The organism is Maribacter litoralis, assembly GCF_902506355.1.
GTDB classification, from domain to species: domain Bacteria; phylum Bacteroidota; class Bacteroidia; order Flavobacteriales; family Flavobacteriaceae; genus Maribacter; species Maribacter litoralis.
The window spans coordinates 4,100,264-4,124,179 of the sequence record NZ_LR733271.1 but is presented as its reverse complement, the minus strand read 5'-3'; the positions used below and the strand labels follow the sequence as shown (position 1 = coordinate 4,124,179).

Genomic DNA, 23,916 nt, shown 5'->3' with positions numbered 1-23,916 from the left:
GTTTATTAGAAGCTATTTAAAAAATAAAATATGAGATTCAGTATTGCAGTACTTTCTATTTTGATGTTGTTGGTAGGGTGTAAGGAAAATAAAACCACCAAGAATTTAGCTGAAGGCAATTGGTTGGTAGCGTTGCATGTTATGGATAAGCAGGTGTTACCATTTAACTTAAAGGTCGGTAGGTCTGTCGGAGGAAAGTATTTAATGGAAATTCGCAATGCAGAGGAGGTTATACAAGTAGATGAAGTTGAAATAAAGGGCGATTCTATATTTATGTATACCCCGGTTTTTGAAGGATATTTAGCGGGTAGATTTACTGAAACTACGATTGAGGGTGAATTTATAAAGGAAAGTCTAGATAGAATTGTTCCTTTTACCGCAGTTCATGGGGTTGAAGATAGGTTTGAAGTCAATAACCGAGAAAACAATGAAAATGTTACGGGAATTTGGGAAACTTATTTTAGTCCGGACTTAGAAGCTGAATATGTTGGTAAGGGTATATTTTTACAAGAAGGGAATAAAGTAACCGGTACATTTAGAACTACCACAGGTGATTATAGGTTTTTAGACGGAGTAATGGATGGTGATTCACTTAAATTATCTGCTTTTGATGGTGCGCACGCCTTTTTGTTTACTGCAAAAGTTACTGATTCGAGTATGAACGGTATGTTCTATTCGGGTAACCATTTTAAAGAACCATTTACGGCTACCAGAAATGATGACTTTGAGCTTCCAAACCCAGATTCGCTTACCTTTTTAAATGAAGGTTATGATAAACTGGCATTTACATTCCCCGATAGTAATGGTGACCAAATTTCATTGTCTGATGAGAGGTTTCATAACAAAGTTGTAATAGTTCAGTTAATGGGTACGTGGTGCCCTAATTGCCTGGATGAAACAAAATTCTTAGTTGATTATGTTAAAGAGAATGATAATGTAGAAGTTATAGGTCTTGCTTTCGAATCTGCTAAGACCCAAGAAAAAGCTTTTAAAGGCATACAGCGTTTAAAAGATAGAATAGGGGTAGAATACCCGATATTACTGGCTCAATTTGGCACCTACGATAAATTGAAGGCTCAAGAGAAACTGCCTATGCTAAATCATGTACTTTCATATCCTACTACCATCTTCATTGATAAGAAGGGTGATGTTAGAAAAATTCATACCGGTTTCAATGGTCCGGCAACGGGAGAGAAATTTGAAGAGTTTAAAAAGGAATTTAATGCGTTGATCACGCAATTGAACAATGAGTAATAACGGTTAGTTTAGATAATGGTAGACTTACCAAGACCAATGTTTTCATCGTTGATATTGAAGCTTCCGTCCAATTCCATAATGTTATCGGCAATAAAGTCACCAACATAATTAGTTCCATATTTTGAACTTCCTAAAATATCTGGGGTAACAATTTTTTTAGAGAAGGATTTTAACACGGCAGCAACAACGGCATCAGATTCTTCGTTCATTTTAAAATGTTGAAGAAGCATGGCTACACTTAAGATCGATGCAACTGGGTTAGCGATATTTTTACCTGCAGCATTGGGGTAAGAGCCATGTATAGGTTCGAACATTGCATGTTCAAGCCCAACCGAAGCAGAGGGTAATAATCCAATAGAACCTGCAATAACACTACCTTGATCAGAAAGAATATCGCCAAACATATTATCGGTCAAAATAACATCGAACTGAGAAGGGTTCAATATCATTTGCACGGCGGCGTTATCAATGAAAAGGCAATTAAGCACTACATCAGGATAACTTTCCGAGATATTACGAACTACACGCCTCCATAAACGCGACGTTTCAAGAACATTGGCTTTATCTACTAGGGTAACTTTCTTTTTTCTTGACCTAGCAGATTTAAAGGCTAAGTGAGCAATTCTACTAATTTCAGATTCGGTATAGGTACAGGTGTCCGTTGCCGAATTTTTGTCTTCATCATTGCTTTTGTCGCCATAATAAATACCACCCGATAATTCCCTAAATATGATTAAATCTGTATTCTGTACCTGGGTTTTAGAAAGAGGCGATTGTTTGACCAAGGACGGAAAAACCTTTACAGGTCTAATGTTGGCAAACAATTCCAATTTCTTGCGAAGCTTTAAAAGACCTTGTTCTGGCCAAACTTTTGCTTTAGGGTTATCATCGAATTCTGGAAGACCCAAGGCACCAAAAAGTGTGGCATCGGTACTTTTGCAAAGTTTTAAAGTTTCTTTTGGTAAAGGGTTTCCGGTTTTTTTAATTGCTGATGCACCTATAAGACCGTTTTTAAAAGTAAAACTATGACCAAAAGTTTCCTCAACAGAACGTAGGCACTTAATAGATTGTGCTACCACTTCTGGACCAATACCATCTCCCTCTAAAACAGCAATGTCTAAATGCATAATTAGCTAATACTTTGTAAATCTATTTTAGAAGTCTCAATAATCTGATGGATATCATCGTCTTTAACTTCTTTTTTAACGTCGGCATACTTTAAAAACTCCTGGTATACTTGATCTAACTGGGTCTTGGTCAACTCATAGCCTACAATTTTAGCTCTGTAGGCCAATGCAGCTCTTCCACTTCTTGCAGTCAACACGATCGAAGATTCAGTGACTCCCACATCCGCAGGGTCTATGATCTCGTAAGTTTCTCTATTCTTTATAACACCATCTTGGTGAATACCTGAACTATGTGCAAATGCGTTGGCACCTACGATTGCTTTGTTGGGTTGCACCATCATGCCCATTTTTCTAGAAACCATTAAACTGGTATCGTAAAGTAATTTGCTGTTAATGGTCGTATCTAAATTTAACCCTGGGTGTTGGCGCATGATCATGACGACTTCTTCTAAAGAAGTGTTTCCTGCTCTTTCACCAATACCGTTAATCGTACATTCTATTTGTCTGGCACCATTGATCACACCGGCAATAGAATTGGCAGTGGCCAAACCTAGATCGTTATGACAATGGCAAGATAGGGTTGCTTTATCTATACCCTTTACGTTTTCACGCAAGTACTTTATTTTAGCTCCATATTCATCAGGTAAGCAATAGCCAGTTGTATCGGGAATATTTAAAACGGTTGCACCGGCTTTTACTACAGCTTCGCAAACACGTGCTAAAAATTCATTGTCCGTTCGTCCTGCATCTTCCGCATAAAACTCAACATCTTCAACAAAGGTCTTGGCATAGCTTACTGCTGCCACAGCTCTTTCTATAATAGCATCTCTGTTAGAATTAAACTTGTGTTTAATATGAGAATCAGATGTACCAATACCCGTATGAATTCTAGGAATTTTTGCATGTTTAAGTGCTTCTGCAGCTACCTCAATGTCATTTTTTACCGCACGGGTCAAACCGCAAACTGTGGCGTTTTTAACGAGCTTTGCAATTGCTTCTACAGATTGAAAATCCCCTGGGCTAGAAACAGGAAAACCGGCTTCAATGATATTTACGCCCAATGAATCTAATCGTTCTGCAATGACTAATTTTTGCTCACGGTCTAATTTACAGCCTGGTACTTGCTCTCCATCCCTTAATGTAGTGTCAAATATTTGTACGATATCTTTACTCATATAATTTACGTAGTTTTACTCGTCAAACGAATATATAACCTAAAACACAGAACACACAAATTTTGTGAATATGTTTACAACGTTAAGTCAGTTTTTTAGGTATATAAAACATTGAATTTCAATTATTTAAACTCTTATTTTTACGATGACAAATGCGCATAAAGATGCTTTGTTCGTTTTGGTTAAATCACTTTCAAAATCTGAGAAGCGTCAATTTAAGCTTTACGTGGGCAGATTAGGGGTGAATACCGATGCCAAATTTTTGGCACTATTCAATTTATTGGATAAAATTAAACAATATGATGAGAAAACAATACTTGAAAGCGGTATTGTTAAAAAAGCGCAACTTTCGAATCTAAAAGCACACCTGTATAAGCAGATTTTAGTAAGTCTCAGGTTAAATCCTGTGAATCAGAATATAAGGGTTCAGATAAGGGAGCAATTGGATTTTGCCACTATTTTATATCAAAAAGGACTTTACAAACAAAGTCTGAAAATTTTGGATAAGGTAAAGGCTATTGCAATAGAAAATGAAGAAAAGAATATTGCATATGAAATTGTGGAATTGGAAAAAATAATTGAAACCCAATATATTACCCGAAGCATACCCGACCGTGCCGATGAACTTGCTATACAGGCAAAGGAATTATCTGGTCATAATGTAATGACAAGTAAGCTTTCAAATCTTTCCTTGCAGTTATATGGCATGATGTTAAAGGTAGGTTATGTACGAAGTGATGAAGATTATCAAAAAGTAAAAACCTACTTCAACGATCATTTGCCATTATATAATATTGAGGATTTAGGTTTTCGGGAAAAATTATGGTTGTATAAGGCGCATCTTTGGTACAGTTTTCTTACTCAAGATTTTTTATCCTGTTTTAAATATGCCAGTAAATGGGTAGATCTGTTTTATGCGTATAAAGACATGATCTATTTAAACCCTGTATTCTTTCTAAAAGGGAATCATTACTTGTTAGAATCTCTTTTTTATGTTCAATATAGTTCTCAGTTTAAGGAGGTTTTAGAACGATTAGAGCTTACAATAAAAGAAAAGGAATTTCCTAATAATGACAATATTAATTCATTGGTATTCATGTACTTAAATGCAAATAAATTGAATTTGCATTTTTTAGAAGGAACCTTTGAAAAAGGGCTTTATTTGGTAAAAATTATTGAATACGGTATTAATAAACATCGAGATAGAATAGACGAGCACCACGTAATGGTGCTATATTATAAAATAGCGTGTCTGTATTTTGGAATAGGGGATAACAAGACCTGTATTCAATACCTGAAAAAGATTATTGATAACAAAAATTTAAAAATGCGTGAAGACCTTATGTGTTTTGCTCGTGTATTAAGTTTGGTTGCTCACTATGAAGCGGGTATGGATTATCATTTAGAAGTTCAATTAAAAAGCACTTATAAGTTCCTTTTAAAAATGAACGATATGCACGCTGTACAAAAAGAGATGATAAAGTTCTTAAGAAGTTTGGGCGGCATTTATCCGAGTCAATTGAAGGCGGAGTTCCAAAAATTGTATAATGAATTGAAAAAGTATGAAAATCATCCTTATGAAAAGAGGGCATTTTTATATTTAGATATTCTTTCGTGGTTAGAAAGTCATTTACAAAACAAACCTGTATCTGAAATTATTAGAGAAAAAGCATTGGCAAAATCACGTTAGGTGATACACGGGTAAATGAAAAGCAATCACATTCAACATTTATTGGAAATTAATTTGGCTATGCTCTTTATAGCCACTTCTGGAGCATTGGGCCGTTATGTACAATTGCCGGTGCCGGTTGCTATTGGTGCTAGGGCAGTTCTTGCTTTTATAGCATTGTTTCTGTATTGTAAATGGAAAGGTTTTAGCCTCAAAATCGAGAGAAAAGATACGTTGGTTATCTTCTTGAGCGGTGTATTAATGGGTGTACATTGGGTAGCCTATTTCTATGCGTTAAAATTATCAAACGTTGCAATTGGTATGCTCTCAATTTTTACATATCCAGTAATTACAGCTCTTTTAGAGCCCATTCTGTTAAAGACCAAGTTTCAACTAGTTCATTTGCTTCTTGCTTTTTTGGTTCTTGCAGGTATGTATTTTTTAAGTCCCTCTCTGGATTTTGAAAATTCATATACCATTGCTATTGGCTTCGGTGTTTTTTCGGCTTTAGCATATGCTTTAAGAAATATTCTAATGAAAAGAAAGGTTTCCAAGTATAATGGCTCTATGTTAATGACATACCAAACTGCAATAGTGGGAGTCTTGCTTTTTCCGTTTTTATTTTCGGTAACGTCTAATACACTATTAGGTCAATGGGAAGTACTTGTTGCATTGGCGGTATTAACTACTGCCATTGGCCATACTTTATTTTTAATGACTTTTAAGCATTTTAATATTACTACGGTGAGCATATTGAGCAGTGTACAGCCTGTTTACGGTATTCTGTTAGGAGCTATTTTTCTTTCTGAAATTCCAAAAGGAACAACAATTTTAGGGGGTATTCTTATTTTAAGCTCTGTAGTTATAGAAAGTGTCCGTTCTAAAAAATCAACATAAACCAGTGTATTAATTTTCAGAGTTAATACCCGGTGTAGTGGCTCCAAATTGGTTAATAATGTTATCACCAAATTTAGTGAACTGCTCATTTTTTGCCAATTCCCTGACCTTCACAGGGTCAAAATCACCATTAAAATATAGAAAAGAGCCAGTTCGGTTATCATTATTGTAAACCAAAATTTCCTTAACGGAATTTTTCTTTTCGCGAATGGAAACCACATTGCGCTTTAGTTCATCGTTCTTACGGAACACTTCAATAAATGAATTACCGGTAATACCATTCATTTCTTTATTAAGAAATTGGGTTTTACTAGTGGTAGTGCTTGGAAATTGCATATACCTTAGGTCTTTGGTATTGCCGACCATAGCTTTCATTTCTGGTGAAATCTCACTGATCATCGATAACATAAATTGCGGAACGCGAACTGCAGTTACGTGATTGTCATTTTTGTGAGCATTGTAAAAGGTGTCGATGGAGTTGTAGCTACTGCATGAAACAATAACCAAGAATATACTTAAGGCACAAATTTTCTTTAACATGGTAATAGTGTTTGTGCTAAAAATAGTGAAATTAAAGACATGCATTCCAAATTGGATCATTCGGAGGTGGGGCTATAATTTCGATAGGCTCTTTTTTAACAGGATGTATGAACCTTAATTTTCTTGCATGTAGGTGTATGCTTCCGTCTTCGTTACTTCTATTGAAACCGTATTTTAAATCTCCTTTTATTGGGCTTCCTATTGAAGAGAGTTGAGATCTAATTTGATGATGACGACCGGTTTCAAGATCGACTTCTAAAAGAAAATAGCGGTCTAGTTTTTTTATGATCTTATAAGTTAGTATAGCTTTTTTGCTATCGGGAACTTCTTTTATGTTCGCGTACGATTTATTTTGTTTGGTGTTTCGCTTCATGTAATGAACCAGTCTTTTTTCTGGTTCTGTCGGAGCATTTTTCACTATTGCCCAATATGTTTTATTAGCACTTTTTTCTGCGAACAATTTATTCAACCTGGGTAAGGCCTTAGAGGTTTTCGCAAACAAAACTATGCCGGAAGTTGGTCTATCCAAGCGATGTACAACCCCTAAATAAACATTGCCCGGTTTGTTGTATTTCTTTTTTAGAAAAGCTTTTACGGTTTCGCTCAATGGTTTATCGCCAGTCTTGTCGCCCTGTACAATATCACCAGGGCGTTTATTGACGACTATAATGTGATTGTCCTCAAATAGCACTTGAAGATTATCGACTGTAGAATGTATTTTTTTTGACAAAAAATATCAGATATTAATTAATATTGCTCGTCATCATTAGGAAAATCTTGACTTTTTACATCACTAACATAATTGGAAATAGCATTTCCCATTTCTTCGTACAAATTCATGTATCTACGTAAAAAACGAGGGTTGAACTCGTGTGTCATTCCTAATAAATCATGAACAACCAAAACTTGACCATCAGCATATTTGCCTCCGCCAATGCCTATTGTAGGTATTGTTAGGTTTTCAGATACTTTTTTGGTGAGCATTGCGGGTATCTTTTCTAGAACAATACCGAAACAACCTAATTTTTGAAGTAATTTGGCATCTTCCATTAATTTTTCTGCTTCTTCCTCTTCTTTTGCACGAACGGTATAAGTTCCGAACTTATAGATAGATTGTGGTGTTAGTCCCAAATGTCCCATAACCGGAATACCGGCTGCAAGTATTCTTTTTACTGATTCCTTAATTTCTGCACCACCCTCAAGTTTAACAGCATGTGCACCACTTTCTTTCATGATTCTAATTGCCGATCGCAATGCTTCTTTAGGGTCGCTTTGGTAGCTTCCAAATGGTAAATCTACAACCACCAATGCGCGGTCAATAGCTCTTATGACAGAAGAAGCGTGGTAAATCATCTGATCCAATGTAATTGGCAAAGTAGTTTCATGACCCGCCATTACGTTACTGGCCGAATCACCAACCAAAATAACATCAACCTTGGCGGCGTCAACAATTTTGGCCATAGAATAGTCATATGCCGTAAGCATGGAGATTTTCTCTCCGTTCTTCTTCATATCCACTAAAGATTTAACCGTAACTCTTTTGTATTCTTTTTTAGCTGTTGACATAATTTGTTTTTGGTTTTGCGCCATAAAAGTAAGGAGTTTTAATGAGATTAAGCACTCTCTAAAAAGAATCCATTAGTAGGGTTCTTTTATAATTTCCCTAATTTTGACGCAAATAACTTTTAAAAGGTACGCTATGAAATATTTCTCTTTACTGTTATCACTTTTCATGGTTAACGTAATACAATCACAAATAGATGAAGAGGTAAAGGTAAAATATGCGGTAGAAACTTTTTTTTATGCATTTAATAGTAAAAATGAATTTGCAATGAAAGGTGTTGTAGATGCAGATGTTAAAATGCAGACGGTAAATTTAAATGTACTAGGTAATATGATTGTTCGAAATACGAATTTTAATGATTTAGTAAATTTCATGATTACCACACCAGATTCTATACCTTTTCATGAAAAGATATTGGACTATAAAATACAAATTGATGGTGGTATGGCCCACGTATGGGCGCCGTATGAATTTTGGTATAATGGAGAATTCAGTCACTGTGGGGTTAATTCTTTTCAGTTATATAAAGAGGAAGATGCATGGAAAATCATTTATTTAGTTGATTCCAGAAGAAAAGAAGATTGCGACCCGGATTCAGAGTAAGGTATAACTGTTATTTCCAAGGTCTTGAATTTGACGCATCTGCTGATGGAAAATCTACAGGTACCTTTTGAGTAACTTTTCCGGTTGCTGCCCATTCCGTGCCACGTTGAAGTGTTGTGATAAAGCCAACGCATTGCATAGAATAATCAAAGTGACCTAAGGTAGAATGAAAAACCCGGCCTTCACCATAATTGATTGCCATTAACTGTGGTACATGCTGACCTAAACCTGTAACATTTGGGTCCCATGGTGGTGCATTCTTCTCAACATCGGCATAAGCTGTTGCCAATATAGTAGCATTTTCAAAAGGGCCTCTCATACGCTCATACATTTCATCTGGCGTGTGTAACCATTTTTCAGGTATTCCTTTCATAATTGGGTGTTCAGGCGCTCTTGTGGTAAGTTGAAATTCATATTCTGGTCCGTGAGAGCCGCATACACCGGCTAAGGTATCTTTAATTAGTTCTCCTTCGTCATTGTAATACACGTAGGGTCCTGATTCTTCATTGCGACCTCCCCAAGCACCAAGGCCGATCATCTTATTGTACTCTTCCCAATCTCCCCAAGCGTTATCAGCGGCATGAATAACCACAAGCCCTCCGCCATTTTTCATATAACTTTCAAAAGCTTCTCTTGTTTTTACGGGCCATAAAGGAGAGTCGGAACCAAGGTTAGATATAATTACATCATAGTCACTGAAATTAAGTGTAAAGTCTGAAGTTTTTATTGGACTATTCGATACTTGATATGTCTTGTCTTTCAAAGGGTAGGTCTCAATAAAAGACTCATAGGCTTCTGGCCGTGTTTTATTATATTTTATTCCTAACCATACAGAATCCATTCTTTCAATATCTACAGTGAACAAGTCTGTTTGTTCTAGATAATCTTTCATCATCATTGTCGTTTTTGGCCACACGTAATGATTGTTCTGTCCGTCGATAATAAGGGCTTTTAATTTTACCGGGGATGACATATGTTGAGCAACTTCTTTCTTTTTTTCTCCGCAAGAGATAAGTATTAGACATAACATGGTAATTGCCATTAATTTTTTCATGATGATGTATTTAGGTTACGCTCAAATGTTGCCATTAAATGTACATGAAGTAGTTAAGATTGCAAAAATCTATATAGATTTCATAGGTAATAAACTAGATTTCTTTTTGCTGATCATAAAAACTGATCTTAAATTAGCGGTATATAAAAGTTGAAAACGCATGAAAATATTAGGAATAGGTTCTAGAATCTCACACTCGGAATTTGGTAAAGGTGTAATTACCAATGTTTCAAGTAATATGTACTGGGTAACATTTATGGACAGCGGCTTAGAAACTATTGACATTGATTCGGATTATGAAGTGATCGAGGCAATTGAAAACGAGGTAGATACGGTTAGTTTTTTTGATGTGGAAAGTTCATTGGTTTCCATTTTACAAAAATGGAGCGATGCTACCCAGCGTGTTGCAATAGCCGATAAATGGAAAGGTGGGAATTTGGTGTTAGAACCAGGTGAAGCTGGTTTAAGCAATAAAGAAATACCAATAAATACATTCTTTCATAAGATTGTAATGGTACGTGACCGTATTCGTGTTATGGAGCAAAAAATTAATGCAAGCAAGAATTTAGATGACCAAGAAAAAGTAGACCTTCAGCAGTATATAACACGTATTTATGGTAGCTTAACGACGTTCAATGTACTTTTTAAAGCCAAAAGTGATCACTTTATTGGTGAAAAGGGAGGAAAGTAAATCTTGCTTCAACTTTGAGCTTAATTTTGAACGCGAAGCGATTTTACAATTTCAAATTGTTTCTTTACAATGGCCTCGTTAAAGCCGTGGGCTGCATTTGAAATGGCCACATACTCTTTTCTAGGAGCTCTAATTTTTTCAAAGTAGGGCTTGTTTAGCTTTTGGGAGCAAAGAATATCATTTTCGCCTTGGATCATAAATACGGGTAAGCGAAAAGTAAGTGAGGTTTTGTTGAAATCTATATGACTAACCATCGATTTCACCCCAATTTGTTCATCGCCAACAAGATTTAAAAAGGAATAGTCATCACCGTTATATCTATCTGTAGCATCATCATTATTCTCATATGCAGATGCTATTTTCCACCATGATGATGGGGCAGGGGTGGCGTTAAGTTTTTCGTATTGTTTAACAACACGTAATAACTGTCCGTAGTTTTTTGCTTGTTGATACGGTGGTGGTCCCAATTCCTTTAGTTTAATAAGAATTTGGTCGTCTTCTTTTTCTTCTGCTATTTCAATGACTTCATTATAGGCATTTTTAATATTCGCCAAGAAATTAACAAATTGAGCGTGACCAATGTAGGCATGGAAAATTTCTGGTTGTTTTTGTGCCATTTCGGTCGCTAAAATAGAACCCCATGATGTACCTATTAAAATAACTTTTTTCTTGTCGAGTCGCTTCAATAAGTAGGTTGTAACGGCAATGCCGTCATTGGTCATTTCTTTTATCGATAAGGGGTTACGGGCATAAAAATCTTCGTTGACAGTTTTAGGGCAATTTTTGCCAAATGTTCTGCCGGCACCTCTTTGATCCCAATGAACAATGGTAAAATCTTTCATCCAATCAGCGAATATATCATCTTTATAATGGCTTAATGTACTGCCGGGTCCGCCATGAACAACCAACACCACTGGGTTAGCGCTGTCATTGCCATTAATAGTTATCCATTGTTCGATACCACCAATGTTTATATATTTTTCTTCCGATATTTTATTTTGTCCTAGTGCTACATTAAAGGCTAAAAGTAGGATGGTTAAAGTGAGTTTATTTTGCATTTTGATTGATGATTTGATGAAGTAAGATTAAGATACGAAGAAATGGCTGATTATTCAATTTGTGTAATACCCTATTCTTCTATGTGTGCGTTTCATAAGTTAAAGTGCTTAGTGTTCTACTTGAAATCGTAAAACTGTTTTTAGTTTATCCTTGGCAACCTTTCTAAAGTCCGACAAATAAATCTCTCTATGAATTTTTGATTTTCGCTTTAAGTTGTTTTCTTCGGCATATGTTTCCATCACCTTAAAGGTTTCATTTTCGGTATCGTAACTTCCAATATGTAGCATTTGTACGCATGGTCCTTCTTCTATTTCTTGTAATTTTAGCTTCTCTAAGAGTTTCTGGGGTTTCTTATTTTTTGTGAGCTCAAGCATTTCAGCAAAGAACTCAAATGTTATAAATTCTGGCTGTCGAATCATTAAATTAAATACCAATTCATCTTTGTTGATTTGTTCTGTAAAATGTTGTTTTGCCTTTTCCGAGATATCCCAAACACCTTCTAGTGGGTAAACTGTCCAGTCTATATAATTTTTAGGTAAATCATCCCTTTTTTTTAAAGACATTTTTATGGCATATGCTACACTGTATAGTGCCTGAATATGTTCTGTGAAATAACTACTGTTTGGATTGCCTTCTCCATAAATGGATACATATTTAAATCTTGGAATTGTAACAAGCTCCGGTATATTTTTGGGCAAATAAATGCTTTTTTCCTTTTTTCTCCATTCATGTTTTAGTGGCTGATTCATAATAACAAAGTAAATAAATATGTGAGAGGTAAGATGTTATAATTAGGTTAATGCATATTTTAAAATTTTATAATCATAGGTGCAGGGGTAATGTATCATTCTATACTTGTTTTGAGATATTATGAAATAAGCATAGTATTTTAAATGCACATTGGTTATTTTAGGTTTAAAATTATACTATGGGTCAAATAATAACATTTGGGGAAGTTTTAATGCGAATATCACCGCGCGGCAATAAGAAATTTGTACAATCTAATATTGTTGAATTTTATTTTGGGGGAACAGAACTGAATGTTGGTATATCCATCTCCAATTTTGGGGGTAAAGTAAAGCATATTAGTGCCGTTTCAGATGATTTTATTGGTGATACGGCAATGACTTATATACAAAAATTTGGAGTGGACACTTCTGCCATTGTAAAGTCAAAAAGACCTCTTGGGGTCTATTTTTTAGAGGTAGGTGCGGTAATAAGACCTAGTATGATTTCGTATAATCGTTCTCATTCTGCATTTTCAGAGATTGAACCTTCAAAGGTCAATTGGGAAACCGCTTTAAAAAATGGGGAATGGATGCATTGGACAGGCATAACACCCGCATTGTCACAAGGAGCTTATGATTTGCTGAAGGAAGGGTTAAAATTGGCAAGAGAAAAGGGAATGGCAGTTTCTGCTGATCCTACATACCGAAGTGGACTATGGCAATACGGGCAAGACCCCAAGGAAGCTTTAATTGAATTACTTCATTATTCTACAATCTTTATTGGAGGTGTAAATGAAATTAATGAAGTTTTGGGAACGGACTACGGCTATGAAAACGATGATTTTATTAAGGCAAGTAAACAGTTGATTCAAGAATTTCCGAGTATTGAAAAGGTTTTTGATAAAATTAGAACGTCTTTAAATTCTTCTTGGCATAAAATAAGAGCTCGAATGTGGAACGGTAAAGAGTTTAGGGAAACCGAAGATATCGACATTACCCATATTGTAGATCGTATAGGTACGGGAGATGCATTTGCGGCGGGATTGATTTACGGACTTCAGCAGTATGACGATTATAAGGCAATGGAATTTGCAAGCGCGGCTTGTGCATTAAAACATACCTATGAGGGAGATGTTAATTTCGCTACGGTAAGTGAAGTCAACAATATCATTGCCGGAAATTTAACAGGTAGATTAGTGCGATAAATTCTGTTATATCATGCGATATTATCGTAGAATTTAAGATGAATGCTTATTTGCAGATTAACTAGTGGTAATTATTTTTATATTACCTGATATGGAACATGTTTGTTTCACGGTATTATAAATGGTACCATACTTTTCGATATTCTTTTTCAAAAGAGATACATTTAATTTATCCTCATTACTGTAAATGGTTAAGGTGTACATAATGTCATCCATTCTCGGTGGGTTTTCGAAACGTGCTGCAGTAACTTCCAATGCTGTTTTTTCGTAATTAAATTTCATCATGACAGAAAAACGTTCAACATTTTTTAGCAAACAGGCGGCAAAAGAGCTCAAAAATAACTCTGCAGGGTTGGGTAGTGTATTTGCTGTTTTCGTTGTTGTGCCAAATGCTATGATTGATTCTTTTACTTGAATGGTAGCATCGTTCTGTGATAGGGAAGTGGCAAGTATTTTATAGTTCATAATGAAATAATTTAAAGGAATGTTCTGGTTCATCATTCATTTAGATATTTCAAAACTAAACTTGACAAAAAAAATAAAAGCTGATTTTTATCATGTTCAACATATTTACTCTACGTAAATACCTATTATGATGTGGGTGGGGCGTATTTGTTTTTAAAATCAAACACCTTTTGAGATGCTCCATTCTTCTGAAGGTAATCTAAAAGTTCCACGGCATTCTGTACGGTTGGGTAATCTCCTTCGGAAATCCACCACATTGCTGTAGATACCTTTCCAAATTTGTGAAACCATTCTTTTCTTCTTCTTAGAAAATCGGTATGAAAAGTTTGGTAAACGAATGTTTCTAACAACTCTACAGTTTTCCAAACAGATATGTTTATAATCACTTGTTCGTCATTATAAGGGTTGAAGTTAGTAGCATCGTTGGTTTCATCTTTTAAACGCCAAATGAACCCTTCACTGTGCTCGGCTAATTCATTTACCTTATCTAAATTGTCTACAAATTCTTTCATGATAGGATCATTGATATTAACACCCTTCATTCGAGCAATGTTGATTTGGGCTAACTGATACTTGTTTGGCATGATATCGACTTTGATATAAATGTAATAATAACAAGCGTAGATATTTGTAGTGGTCAGAAAGATAATTTTTTAAACAGCCTCTTTTTTTTCAGATAAATATTTCCAGTAACGTTTTGGCACATGTTGCACATGAAGCTTAGTGTTAATTCTAGACTTAATTGTAGTACTCTTAAAATAATTGTTCCATAAGTCTTGGTACTCATATTCGCTATCCGTGAAAACGGAACTCTTTTCTAGACTATTTGCATGAATATCGGTTAAATCTAGAGAGATTATTTCTACAGTATTCAAATTGTAAAAGATACCATACTTCCGTTTTACGTCATAAATAATCCACTGTTGGTCCGTATATCTATTTCTAAAATGTTTTGAGATTAAAGGCAACACGTCAAAATCTGGTTCTATGTTCGCAAAATATACGTCATCTTTAGTAAGTTGAAAACGAATAAAAGCCTCCATTCGGTGTTTTTCTCTTCCCACTTTATGTGCCATCTGATTAATTTTTAAAATGCCGTCATCACTAAAATCAGTAACTCCTTTATACTTGCTGCTCATTAACTTTTGAATGTAATGGTAAAGAAGAGCTTCTATATTACATTGTTCGCTTAAAAATGCAAAGTATATATTTTTTATCGCGGTATTACTTTTTTTTCGAACACCGTTCCACACACGTTGTGCTTTTTCAACGTTGGTGAAAATGGTTTCTGTCTCAGCGAAAAGTCCACTTTGTAATTGATTGTTTTTTTGAATATCGGCATGGGTTAACTTTTGTTCAAACCCAATAAAAACAGCAGTTAAAAATCCGTTGAAACTACCATCGTAAACCAAAATTTTTGAAGCGTTCATAGGTGAAGTTTTAAAAGTTAAAAAAGAATATTCTAGAGATAATTTTTAGTCGTTTTTTACACTTACTTTTAAGTAATACCAATTGGTACCCAAATGATAATATTTTACATTGAATACGGTTTATAACAGTATCGATTAATGAAGTATTAGCAGGGTTTAAAGTGTTAGATATATTTTCCATAGTTAAAATTAGGATTAAGTGAAACTTTAATTAAATAATGATAATTGACTGTTAAACTGTTTTTTAAATTTACCATTTTGAGACTGTAATATCATACCTTTGATTTTTGCGGCATCTAAATCTCTTCGTTCCCAATCGCTAGAATTACAAATAATAAAATACTTGGCACGGTTTAACGCAATACCCATTTTTTTGAGATGTTCCCAATTAAGATTTCTATATTTTCTTCCATTTATTATTTTGTGAACAGACCCCATACCTATACCGGGAATTCTGGCAAGCATACGAGCATCGGCTTTATTGATGTCGACAGGAAAATGATTGAGGTTTCGTAAAGCCCACATTAATTTTGGGTCAATATCCATATCTAAATTTGGGTTATCGGCGTCTAAAATTTCGTTCACGCTAAAACCATAAAACCGAAGTAACCAATCTGTTTGATACAGTCTATTTTCTCTTAGCATGGGTACCTCTGATCCTAAAGAAGGTAATCTACTATCTGTTGATATTGGAACGTAACCAGAATAGTAGACGCGTTTCATTTTGTAGTTTTTATAGAAATGAGTGGCAGAATACATGATGTCCTTATCACTTTCACCCGTAGCACCTACTATCATTTGGGTGCTTTGACCTGCAGGTGCGTACTTTGCTGTGCTCTTAATTATTTTTTTCTCTTCTTTAAAACGAATTATTTCATCTTTTACCTTTTGCATAGGTTTAATGAAATCCTCGTGTTTTTTATCTGGAGCTAAAAGTTTAAGGCCGGAAATAGTGGGGATTTCTATATTGACCGATAAACGATCAGCATATAAACCGGCCTCGTACATTAATTCATCACTGGCACCAGGTATTGATTTTAAATGGATGTAACCATTAAAGTTTTCTTCTTCTCGTAATTTTTTCGCCACCGCAATCAAACGCTCCATGGTATGGTCGGCACTTTTAAAAATACCTGAACTCAAAAACAGACCTTCTATATAATTTCTTCTATAAAAGTTTATGGTAAGGTCAACTACCTCTTGTATTTTGAAAGCTGCTCTTTGTATATCATTGCTTTTTCGTGTAACACAATATGCACAATCAAAAATGCAATGGTTGGTCAGTAAAATTTTTAAAAGAGATACACAACGACCGTCTTCCGTATACGTATGGCAAATGCCATTGCCGGTATCGCCTAAACCATTATTCTTGTTTTTGCGATTACTACCGCTGCTTGAACAGGAGACATCATATTTGGCGGCATCTGCCAAAATGTTCAGTTTTTCCTTAATTCGGTTAAAATCCATAGTACAAGTAGTATATATTCCAAAATTATGGAAATATTCCTAATTATGGAAATATTCCAAAAAATTAATTGGATATAATCCATATTTACTATATTTGAAGTATCGAGAGGGCTAATGTCTTGATAGAAAAAGGCTTACTATGGAAAATGAGTTGACATTAAAAAGATTTACAGATTTAAGAAGGGAATTGGGCTATACGCAAGCGGAGTTTGCGTCACTTATCGGCGTATCAAATACTACCGCAGATATTGAGCGTGGACGAACCAAATTGTCTGGGAAAGTAGTGTTGGAGTTATTGAAGCAATTCAAGATAAATCCGCTTTGGTTATTTGGTGAAAGTGAGGAGCAATATCTAGAAACTTCAAAAACCAGTGTAATTCCAAAAGTGGTTACGGTAGATTCTGCCAGTCGAGACAATATGGTATTGGTGAATGCCAAAGCGGCTGCAGGATACCCTCAAAACATTTCAGATACTAGTTGGTATAAACAATTACCTGCGTTTGATCTACCTATTCCAGAATTCAGAAATGCGACGTACAGAGGTTTTCAAGTCGAAGGTGATAGTATGATGCCAAATCTGCATCCGGGTGAGTGGGTTTTAGCTAGAGCTATTGAACATATAGATTATGTAAGTGCCAATAAAATGTACGTTGTGGTATTGCAAGACTCTATTATGGTAAAGAAGATAGAAAAGCGGCCGAACTCAAACAATATTACCCTAGTATCTTTGAACGAGACTTATCCTCCTTACGATATAAAGCCTTTTCAAATTCAGGAAATTTGGGAAGTGAGTAGTAAAATTACTTTTAATGTAGACGCTACAACAGATAGTGGTTTGTTGAGGCAATTGCAAGAATCTATGAAAGAGTTAAAAGATCAATTACAGCATGTTAAGAAGGTTAATTAAAGTAAATGTTTAATATAAAGTCCGCTATCTTTTAACTTAAAACCTAAACTTTTATATAGTGCTATTGCCGCGGTTCTATGATGACCGCTAAAGAGTAAAACGTTATCTAGTTTTTCGTTTTTTGCTTGCTCCAATAATTTCTCCATTAGTTTTCTACCTATGCCTTTTCCTCTGTATTTTGAAGAAACAACAACATCTTCGATCATCCCTTTGTGTCCAGATACTACTTTGTATTTTGCCATCATGGCTATTCCTATCAGTTTTTCTTGATCTAGGCATACCACAACATCGGTAGTGTTGTAATCCGATAGGGCAGTAGCGAGGTCCAATTGAGTCAGCTCGGCGTTTAGCTCCTTATAAAGTTCGGTCAATTGAGATTGTAGATCTGACGTTACTTCGTTGAAAGTGATAAGTTTTATATCCATCGATATTCTTTGACTTTTTAAATTATTAGTACAATTATTTTCCTTTTACTTCACCCATCGATATAGATAATGGACCAAGTTTATGCAGTGTAGGTAAATGTACTCCGCTATCGGTTTTGATCCATTCTTCCCATGTTGCTTCAACTCCGCCAATAGGAATAATTTTAGTCCATAGCTTAAAGCTTTTAGGCTTCCCGCTGGGTTCAATGATCCACATATAAGAATCTCCGGGGGTGTCACCACCTTGGGTGTAGGTGACTAACAGAGCTTCAGATCCATCTTCTAAATCCACTAGGTACCTTTCTGTTCCGCGGTCAAAAACTTTGAATGGCGCTACCAACCAAAAAGAATCATTGTTGAAATAACTTTGAGCTTTCTCTATTAAATTCTTAGTTTCTTCATAAGAAGCAGGTTGATTATTAATTGTTGCCTTGCTTGAAGAAGGAGTAATTAAATCTAAATGCACAACCATGTTATTCCAAGAAACGGAAACTATCTCTTTTTCCTTGTCCCATTTGTAATGATGATCACCCCGAAAAGACCATTCAAGTTCCTTGGTGTTATTGTAATTTTTATAATTAAGAGCATCCAACATTCTGTATGCAAGAGCGTCCGCTTCTGGTCCAGATTCCCCCTTAGGAATGGGCTCATTATACAGATAATACAAAACACCGTACCCAATGGCAAGTATCAAAATTATAGCGGCAATAAACTTAAATAGTTTCTTTATCATATTTTAGTTAAATATTTGATTTTAAAAATATTAAATGTTTATGTAAATACTTTGAATTTATAATTTAGACAAATCTAAAATCCTACAGCGGCATCATCTCCACGCTTATCTGCACCACCTTCCAGTTTACCATTTTCCAATACACGAATTGCATCGACCTTGCCTATAATCGGGGTTCTTTCTTTGTTGATAATATACCCTTTAGTTTTCAACTCATCGGTAAGTGTAGGTGAGAATCCGTTAGGTTCAAAAATAACCATATCGGGTAACCATTGATGATGAAATCTTGGAGCGTTGACAGCGTCTTGCATACTCATTTTAAATTCATAACTGTTTAAAATAGTTTGGGCAACCGCGGTAATAATGGTAGATCCTCCTGGGGTGCCGACAACCATCCATAATTTGCCGTTTTTTTCTACTATAGTTGGGGTCATACTACTTAACATTCTCTTTTCTGCGGCAATGCTATTTGCTTCAGCTCCAACTAACCCGAACATATTTGGAACACCTGCTTTAGCACTGAAATCGTCCATTTCATTGTTTAAAAAGAAACCTAGCTCATCTGAGTATAGTTTAGAGCCGTATGCTCCATTAAGGGTAGTGGTAACAGATACTGCGTTGCCTTCTTGGTCAACAATGGAATAATGTGTGGTTTCCATACTTTCTACAATTTCAATACTGCCATGTTCCACTTCTGAGGATTTGGTTGCTTTGTCAAAAGAAAAATTCGCCATTCTTTCTGCAAGGTAGTCATCACTCAATAATCGGTCATAGGGTATATCTACAAAGTCCGGGTCTCCTAAAAAGTAGTTTCTGTCTGCATAGGCCCTTCTTGATGCTTCTGTGAATAATTGTATCATTTTTGGACTATTATGTCCTAATTCGGCCACATCATATTTTTCCATCATCTTAAAAATTTGGTTGATGGTTACCCCTCCGCTACTTGGCGGACTCATTGAAATTATTTGTAAATCTTTATAGTTGAACGTAATAGGGTCCCTCCATACTGCTTGGTATTTTTCAAGGTCTTCTTCGGTGATATACCCTCCTTTTTCTTGAATAAATGCGGCTAACTTTTGTGCTACTTCACCTTTGTAGAAGCCGTCTCTTCCGTTTTTGGCGATACTCCTGAAAGTGTTTGCCAAAGCTGGGTATTTAATTGTGTCATTCTCTTTGTACACAGTGGCAAACTTGGTGCTGTCACTATTGACTTCAATGAATTTGTCTCGTTGACTAGCTAATCTTTTTTCTTGATTAGCAGTAACTACAACACCACGTTCTGCTAAAGCAATGACCGGAGCCATAATCTCTTCAAGAGGTAAGGAGCCAAATTTTTTGTGTACTTCAATAATACCGGCGACCGTACCGGGTACTCCGACAGCGGTAGCTCCCAGGGTGCTTTTATTTGGTATAACATTTCCCAAGGAATCTAAATACATGTCTCTGTGTGCTGATAACGGAGCCTTTTCACGGTAATCTAAAGCGCCCGATTTCCCATCCGCTTTTCTATATACCATAAAACCACCTCCGCCAAGGTTACCTGCAAAAGGGTAGGCGACGACCAAAGCCATTTCCGTAGCAACCATAGCGTCAAAAGCGTTACCTCCTTTTTGCATGATGTCACTACCTATTTTTGAAGCTTCTTTACGAGCAGAAACTACCATTGCTTTTTCTGTAACTGTACCGGTTGGTTTTGTCGGGTTTTCTTTGCAACTGCCAAAAATAACAAATGCAACAAGTAATAATGCTAATTTGAGTTGGTTCATAATTGGTTAAATTATTAGTTTATATAATTGGTTTTAGAATATTGATTATTAATGGATAAAATTAATATTGGTTTACTAACGAATTAAATTTATTTTTTGAGAATGTTATTAGTTCATCAAAGAACTCGGTAAATTCATCTTCAAAAGAGTCATAGTGTTCTTCAAGATCTAAAATGGCAAAATTCATTTTAGACCTATTTTTTGTTCTTCGGTTCATACCATTTAGTACATTGCCGATACCTTCCATTTTTGAGTAATTGTAAAGCCAATTATCAGAAATCATATATGGCATCATTTTTTTTACGCCTATGGGCAAAATTTCATAATTGTCTTCGAGTAGGTCGTAAAAATCATCCACAAAAACATCTAATGGAACATCTGAATATTTTGTCCAGTTTTTTGCTAAAAAGTGATCATAGTAAATATCTACGATGACCCTACTATAATGACTGTAATTTGCATGTAATCTTTTGCTGCTAATTTTTGGAATCAGATGGGTGTCGGTATAGGTATCAATCAGTCGATGCAGTTTTATGCCTTTTTGCACCTTAGTGGGTAGATGTTGAAATTTATTAGCACGTATGCTATCTGCAATAAAATTTCCGATAGTAATCTCTTTATCGCCAAAGGATAAATATATATGGGCTAAAAAATTCATTCCTCTAAATTATGCTTCGTATGTCGAATTTACAAAGAAGGGCAATAGCGATGTAGTACGATACCTTTATATTTGCAAAAACTTATGAAGAATATATGACACTAATAAAATCTATTTCAGGAATTCGAGGAACAATTGGAGGTAAGCCAGGCGATAATCTAACACCTATTGATGCGGTTAAGTTCGCAGCTTCTTACGGAATTTGGTTAAAGGCATATTCTAAAAAAGAGAAGTTAAAGGTGGTTATTGGTCGCGATGCCCGTTTGTCTGGCGAGATGATTCAGAACCTTGTAGTATCTACCTTAGTAGGATTAGGAATAGATGTAGTGGATTTAGATTTATCTACAACGCCAACTGTTGAAATTGCCGTACCAATGGAAAAAGCCGATGGCGGAATTATTTTAACGGCAAGCCATAATCCAAAACAATGGAATGCGCTTAAACTATTAAATGAAAGAGGTGAATTTTTAGATGCTGCCCAAGGTGCTAAAATTTTAGAAATAGCAGAAAAAGAAGATTTTGATTTTTCTGATGTAGATGATTTAGGGCAAATCAATAAAAACGATAGTTATATTGATATACATATAGACGAAGTTTTAAACCTTTCTTTGGTAGATGCCGAAGTGGTTAAAAAAGCGAAATTCAAGGTTGTTGTCGATGGTGTAAATTCAACCGGTGGTATAGTCATCCCTAAACTCTTGAAAGAATTTGGAGTAGAGGTAATTGAATTGTATTGCAAACCAACCGGCCACTTTCCGCATAATCCAGAACCATTAAAAGAGCACTTAAAAGATATTTGTGATTTAGTGGTGAAAGAAAATGCTGATTTTGGTATTGTAGTAGATCCAGATGTTGATCGTTTAGCATTTATTAGTAATGATGGTGAAATGTTTGGAGAAGAATACACTCTAGTAGCCTGTGCCGATTATGTGCTTGGTAAAACTAAAGGTAATACGGTTTCCAACCTTTCATCATCTCGTGCTTTGCGTGATATTACCCAAAAACATGGAGGTACTTATGAAGCTGCTGCCGTTGGAGAAGTAAATGTGGTTACCAAAATGAAAGCTAACAACGCTGTTATAGGAGGCGAAGGTAATGGAGGTATCATTTATCCAGAAAGTCATTATGGTAGAGATTCATTGGTGGGTACGGCTCTTTTCCTAATGTTAATGGCAGAAAAAGGAGGTACGGTTGCAGAACTAAGAGCAAGTTACCCCAGCTATTATATGAGTAAAAAGAAAATTCAGTTAACCCCAGGTTTAGACGTTGATGGTATTTTAAAGGCAATGGCTGAAAAGTATGCCAATGAGGAGTTGTCAACAATAGATGGTGTTAAGGTTGATTTTGCAGAAAACTGGGTACATCTAAGAAAATCTAACACAGAACCAATTATTAGAATTTATACAGAAGCTAAAAGTCAAAATGAAGCAGATGAATTGGCGGATAGAATTATTATAGAAATTAAGGATGTAGCAGGTTTGGAATAGCAAAATCTGTTTGAATAAAAAACCGGAAATAGTTTGAACTATTTCCGGTTTTTTATTTTATAAGTCTTTAGGTTACTTCTGCAAAAGCAGCAGGTTTTTTGCCTCGGTGCTTCCAGCGCTTATGTGTCCAGAGATAAAATTGTGGCTGCTCTAATATTTGTTCTTCTGTTAACCTTAGAAATTTATTGGTAATCTCATGTTCTTCGGTTTCTTTACTGTTTATGGCTATAGGGATAAACTCTGCCTTGTAGTGTCCGCGTTTTACCTTACTTACTTTTAAAAATACCGTAGCTAAACCTGTTTTGCGAGCCAATGTTTCGCCTCCAACGAATATGGGTACGGTAACCCCCATAAAATCAGTCCAATAATGGGCTCTGTGTGCTTGCGGAGATTGGTCGCTTACCATTCCATAAGTAGCTCTTACATTATCTCTATAATTTTTAATTACTGTTTTGGCAGTTTGGGCTTGTGTAATTAAAGTGGTATTCCAACGAGCTCTAACTTTTCTAATAAATTGATCAAAATATGCATTGTTTACTTTTTGGTATACGGCATAGCCCTTTGAGTTCACATAGTTGTTGATGCTAACATTCCATTCCCAATTGGCATAATGTGCGCAAAGTATAATGATACTTCGTTCTTTTTCAATATCAAGTAAAACTTCAGGGTTTACCACTTGGTATTTTTTGGCAACGGATGCTTTACTAAGGTTCATGGTCTTGACCATCTCAAGAAACATATCGCAAAGATGTTTGTAAAATTCTTTCTCAATACGATGAATTTCTTCTTTAGGTTTCTCCGGAAAAACCAAGTTCAAATTTTCTTGAACTACTTTTCTTCGGTAGCCAAAAACCCGATAAATAAAGAAACAGGCAATATCGGATAAACCATAAAATAAACGATGTGGCAAGATGGAAACTATCCATAAAAAAGGATAGATCAAAACAAAGGCCAATAGTTGCATACTAGAAAAAATTATGGGCAAATATAACTATATTTGATGCCAAAT

At 35.5% G+C, this 23,916-nt stretch carries 25 protein-coding genes; 8 read left to right on the top strand and 17 right to left on the bottom strand.

Going from position 1 to position 23,916, the window contains the following annotated elements:
* The first annotated feature begins 30 nt into the window (after positions 1–30).
* Positions 31–1,254: a TlpA family protein disulfide reductase gene (locus EXIGUO8A_RS17600; protein WP_159304182.1), complete on the top strand. Its 1,224-nt coding sequence runs from the start codon at positions 31–33 to the stop codon at positions 1,252–1,254.
* Positions 1,255–1,265: 11 nt separating this feature from the next.
* Here the strand turns inward: EXIGUO8A_RS17600 and leuB are convergent, their stop codons facing one another.
* Complete coding sequence (leuB, locus tag EXIGUO8A_RS17595; RefSeq protein WP_159304181.1) at positions 1,266–2,384, bottom strand: 3-isopropylmalate dehydrogenase; 1,119 nt, start codon at positions 2,382–2,384, stop codon at positions 1,266–1,268.
* A gap of 2 nt (positions 2,385–2,386) precedes the next feature.
* Positions 2,387–3,559 (bottom strand): 2-isopropylmalate synthase, encoded by a 1,173-nt coding sequence (locus EXIGUO8A_RS17590; protein ID WP_116769216.1) that lies wholly within the window; start codon positions 3,557–3,559, stop codon positions 2,387–2,389.
* A gap of 145 nt (positions 3,560–3,704) precedes the next feature.
* Here EXIGUO8A_RS17590 and EXIGUO8A_RS17585 point away from each other — a divergent pair, with 145 nt between their 5' ends.
* Positions 3,705–5,249, top strand: coding sequence for a hypothetical protein (locus EXIGUO8A_RS17585; RefSeq protein ID WP_116769215.1), 1,545 nt, complete (start codon positions 3,705–3,707; stop codon positions 5,247–5,249).
* Positions 5,250–5,264: 15 nt separating this feature from the next.
* Positions 5,265–6,125: a DMT family transporter gene (locus EXIGUO8A_RS17580; RefSeq protein ID WP_159304180.1), complete on the top strand. Its 861-nt coding sequence runs from the start codon at positions 5,265–5,267 to the stop codon at positions 6,123–6,125.
* Between the two features lie 9 nt (positions 6,126–6,134).
* Here EXIGUO8A_RS17580 and EXIGUO8A_RS17575 read toward each other — a convergent pair whose 3' ends face one another.
* Genes EXIGUO8A_RS17575 through panB form a run of 3 tightly spaced genes read right to left on the bottom strand, consistent with a single transcriptional unit; the run spans position 6,135 to position 8,231 of the window.
* Positions 6,135–6,665: a DUF4252 domain-containing protein gene (locus EXIGUO8A_RS17575; RefSeq protein ID WP_236564515.1), complete on the bottom strand. Its 531-nt coding sequence runs from the start codon at positions 6,663–6,665 to the stop codon at positions 6,135–6,137.
* A gap of 31 nt (positions 6,666–6,696) precedes the next feature.
* Positions 6,697–7,395: an RluA family pseudouridine synthase gene (locus EXIGUO8A_RS17570; protein ID WP_159304179.1), complete on the bottom strand. Its 699-nt coding sequence runs from the start codon at positions 7,393–7,395 to the stop codon at positions 6,697–6,699.
* Between the two features lie 17 nt (positions 7,396–7,412).
* Complete coding sequence (panB, locus tag EXIGUO8A_RS17565) at positions 7,413–8,231, bottom strand: 3-methyl-2-oxobutanoate hydroxymethyltransferase (protein WP_116770122.1); 819 nt, start codon at positions 8,229–8,231, stop codon at positions 7,413–7,415.
* Positions 8,232–8,364: 133 nt separating this feature from the next.
* Here panB and EXIGUO8A_RS17560 point away from each other — a divergent pair, with 133 nt between their 5' ends.
* Positions 8,365–8,832, top strand: coding sequence for a nuclear transport factor 2 family protein (locus EXIGUO8A_RS17560; RefSeq protein ID WP_159304178.1), 468 nt, complete (start codon positions 8,365–8,367; stop codon positions 8,830–8,832).
* A 10-nt stretch (positions 8,833–8,842) separates the two neighbouring features.
* Here the strand turns inward: EXIGUO8A_RS17560 and EXIGUO8A_RS17555 are convergent, their stop codons facing one another.
* Positions 8,843–9,886 (bottom strand): ThuA domain-containing protein, encoded by a 1,044-nt coding sequence (locus EXIGUO8A_RS17555; protein ID WP_159304177.1) that lies wholly within the window; start codon positions 9,884–9,886, stop codon positions 8,843–8,845.
* A 160-nt stretch (positions 9,887–10,046) separates the two neighbouring features.
* Here EXIGUO8A_RS17555 and EXIGUO8A_RS17550 point away from each other — a divergent pair, with 160 nt between their 5' ends.
* Positions 10,047–10,577, top strand: coding sequence for a hypothetical protein (locus tag EXIGUO8A_RS17550; protein WP_116769208.1), 531 nt, complete (start codon positions 10,047–10,049; stop codon positions 10,575–10,577).
* A 20-nt stretch (positions 10,578–10,597) separates the two neighbouring features.
* Here EXIGUO8A_RS17550 and EXIGUO8A_RS17545 read toward each other — a convergent pair whose 3' ends face one another.
* Together EXIGUO8A_RS17545 and EXIGUO8A_RS17540 are read right to left on the bottom strand one after the other, a co-directional pair.
* Positions 10,598–11,635: an alpha/beta hydrolase gene (locus tag EXIGUO8A_RS17545; RefSeq protein WP_159304176.1), complete on the bottom strand. Its 1,038-nt coding sequence runs from the start codon at positions 11,633–11,635 to the stop codon at positions 10,598–10,600.
* Positions 11,636–11,743: 108 nt separating this feature from the next.
* Positions 11,744–12,385: a GyrI-like domain-containing protein gene (locus EXIGUO8A_RS17540; RefSeq protein WP_159304175.1), complete on the bottom strand. Its 642-nt coding sequence runs from the start codon at positions 12,383–12,385 to the stop codon at positions 11,744–11,746.
* Positions 12,386–12,564: 179 nt separating this feature from the next.
* On the opposite strand from EXIGUO8A_RS17540, the gene EXIGUO8A_RS17535 reads away from it, so the two are divergent.
* On the top strand, positions 12,565–13,569 hold the full coding sequence (locus EXIGUO8A_RS17535) for a sugar kinase (RefSeq protein WP_159304174.1): 1,005 nt from the start codon (positions 12,565–12,567) through the stop codon (positions 13,567–13,569).
* A 57-nt stretch (positions 13,570–13,626) separates the two neighbouring features.
* Here the strand turns inward: EXIGUO8A_RS17535 and EXIGUO8A_RS17530 are convergent, their stop codons facing one another.
* The 4 genes from EXIGUO8A_RS17530 to EXIGUO8A_RS17515 all read right to left on the bottom strand — a co-directional run bounded on the left by EXIGUO8A_RS17530 (position 13,627) and on the right by EXIGUO8A_RS17515 (position 16,931).
* The gene (locus tag EXIGUO8A_RS17530; protein ID WP_159304173.1) at positions 13,627–14,034 is read right to left on the bottom strand and encodes an OsmC family protein; all 408 of its coding nucleotides are present in this window, start codon (positions 14,032–14,034) and stop codon (positions 13,627–13,629) included.
* A gap of 125 nt (positions 14,035–14,159) precedes the next feature.
* On the bottom strand, positions 14,160–14,618 hold the full coding sequence (locus tag EXIGUO8A_RS17525; protein ID WP_159304172.1) for a DUF3291 domain-containing protein: 459 nt from the start codon (positions 14,616–14,618) through the stop codon (positions 14,160–14,162).
* A 69-nt stretch (positions 14,619–14,687) separates the two neighbouring features.
* On the bottom strand, positions 14,688–15,464 hold the full coding sequence (locus tag EXIGUO8A_RS17520; RefSeq protein ID WP_159304171.1) for a TIGR03915 family putative DNA repair protein: 777 nt from the start codon (positions 15,462–15,464) through the stop codon (positions 14,688–14,690).
* Positions 15,465–15,671: 207 nt separating this feature from the next.
* Positions 15,672–16,931, bottom strand: a complete 1,260-nt coding sequence (locus tag EXIGUO8A_RS17515; protein WP_159304170.1) for a putative DNA modification/repair radical SAM protein — start codon at positions 16,929–16,931, stop codon at positions 15,672–15,674.
* A gap of 139 nt (positions 16,932–17,070) precedes the next feature.
* Here EXIGUO8A_RS17515 and EXIGUO8A_RS17510 point away from each other — a divergent pair, with 139 nt between their 5' ends.
* Entirely contained in the window at positions 17,071–17,838 is a 768-nt protein-coding gene (locus EXIGUO8A_RS17510) for an XRE family transcriptional regulator (protein WP_159304169.1), read from the top strand.
* Here EXIGUO8A_RS17510 and EXIGUO8A_RS17505 read toward each other — a convergent pair.
* The 4 genes from EXIGUO8A_RS17505 to EXIGUO8A_RS17490 form a co-directional block, all read right to left on the bottom strand.
* Positions 17,835–18,263, bottom strand: coding sequence for a GNAT family N-acetyltransferase (locus EXIGUO8A_RS17505; protein ID WP_159304168.1), 429 nt, complete (start codon positions 18,261–18,263; stop codon positions 17,835–17,837). The two genes, EXIGUO8A_RS17510 and EXIGUO8A_RS17505, sit on opposite strands and share 4 nt — an antisense overlap.
* 34 nt (positions 18,264–18,297) lie before the next feature.
* Positions 18,298–18,996, bottom strand: coding sequence for a hypothetical protein (locus tag EXIGUO8A_RS17500; protein WP_159304167.1), 699 nt, complete (start codon positions 18,994–18,996; stop codon positions 18,298–18,300).
* Between the two features lie 74 nt (positions 18,997–19,070).
* Positions 19,071–20,762, bottom strand: coding sequence for a gamma-glutamyltransferase (ggt, locus tag EXIGUO8A_RS17495; RefSeq protein WP_159304166.1), 1,692 nt, complete (start codon positions 20,760–20,762; stop codon positions 19,071–19,073).
* Positions 20,763–20,823: 61 nt separating this feature from the next.
* A complete protein-coding gene (locus EXIGUO8A_RS17490; RefSeq protein WP_159304165.1) occupies positions 20,824–21,420 on the bottom strand; it encodes an acyl carrier protein phosphodiesterase in 597 nt (198 codons plus the stop codon).
* Positions 21,421–21,515: 95 nt separating this feature from the next.
* Between EXIGUO8A_RS17490 and glmM the strand changes: the two genes are divergently transcribed.
* Positions 21,516–22,907 (top strand): phosphoglucosamine mutase, encoded by a 1,392-nt coding sequence (gene glmM, locus EXIGUO8A_RS17485; protein WP_159304164.1) that lies wholly within the window; start codon positions 21,516–21,518, stop codon positions 22,905–22,907.
* Between the two features lie 67 nt (positions 22,908–22,974).
* On the opposite strand, the gene EXIGUO8A_RS17480 is transcribed toward glmM, so the two are convergent.
* Positions 22,975–23,871 carry a lysophospholipid acyltransferase family protein gene (locus EXIGUO8A_RS17480; protein ID WP_159304163.1) on the bottom strand — a complete coding sequence of 299 codons (897 nt, stop codon included), beginning with the start codon at positions 23,869–23,871 and terminating at the stop codon, positions 22,975–22,977.
* Between the last annotated feature and the right edge of the window lie 45 nt (positions 23,872–23,916).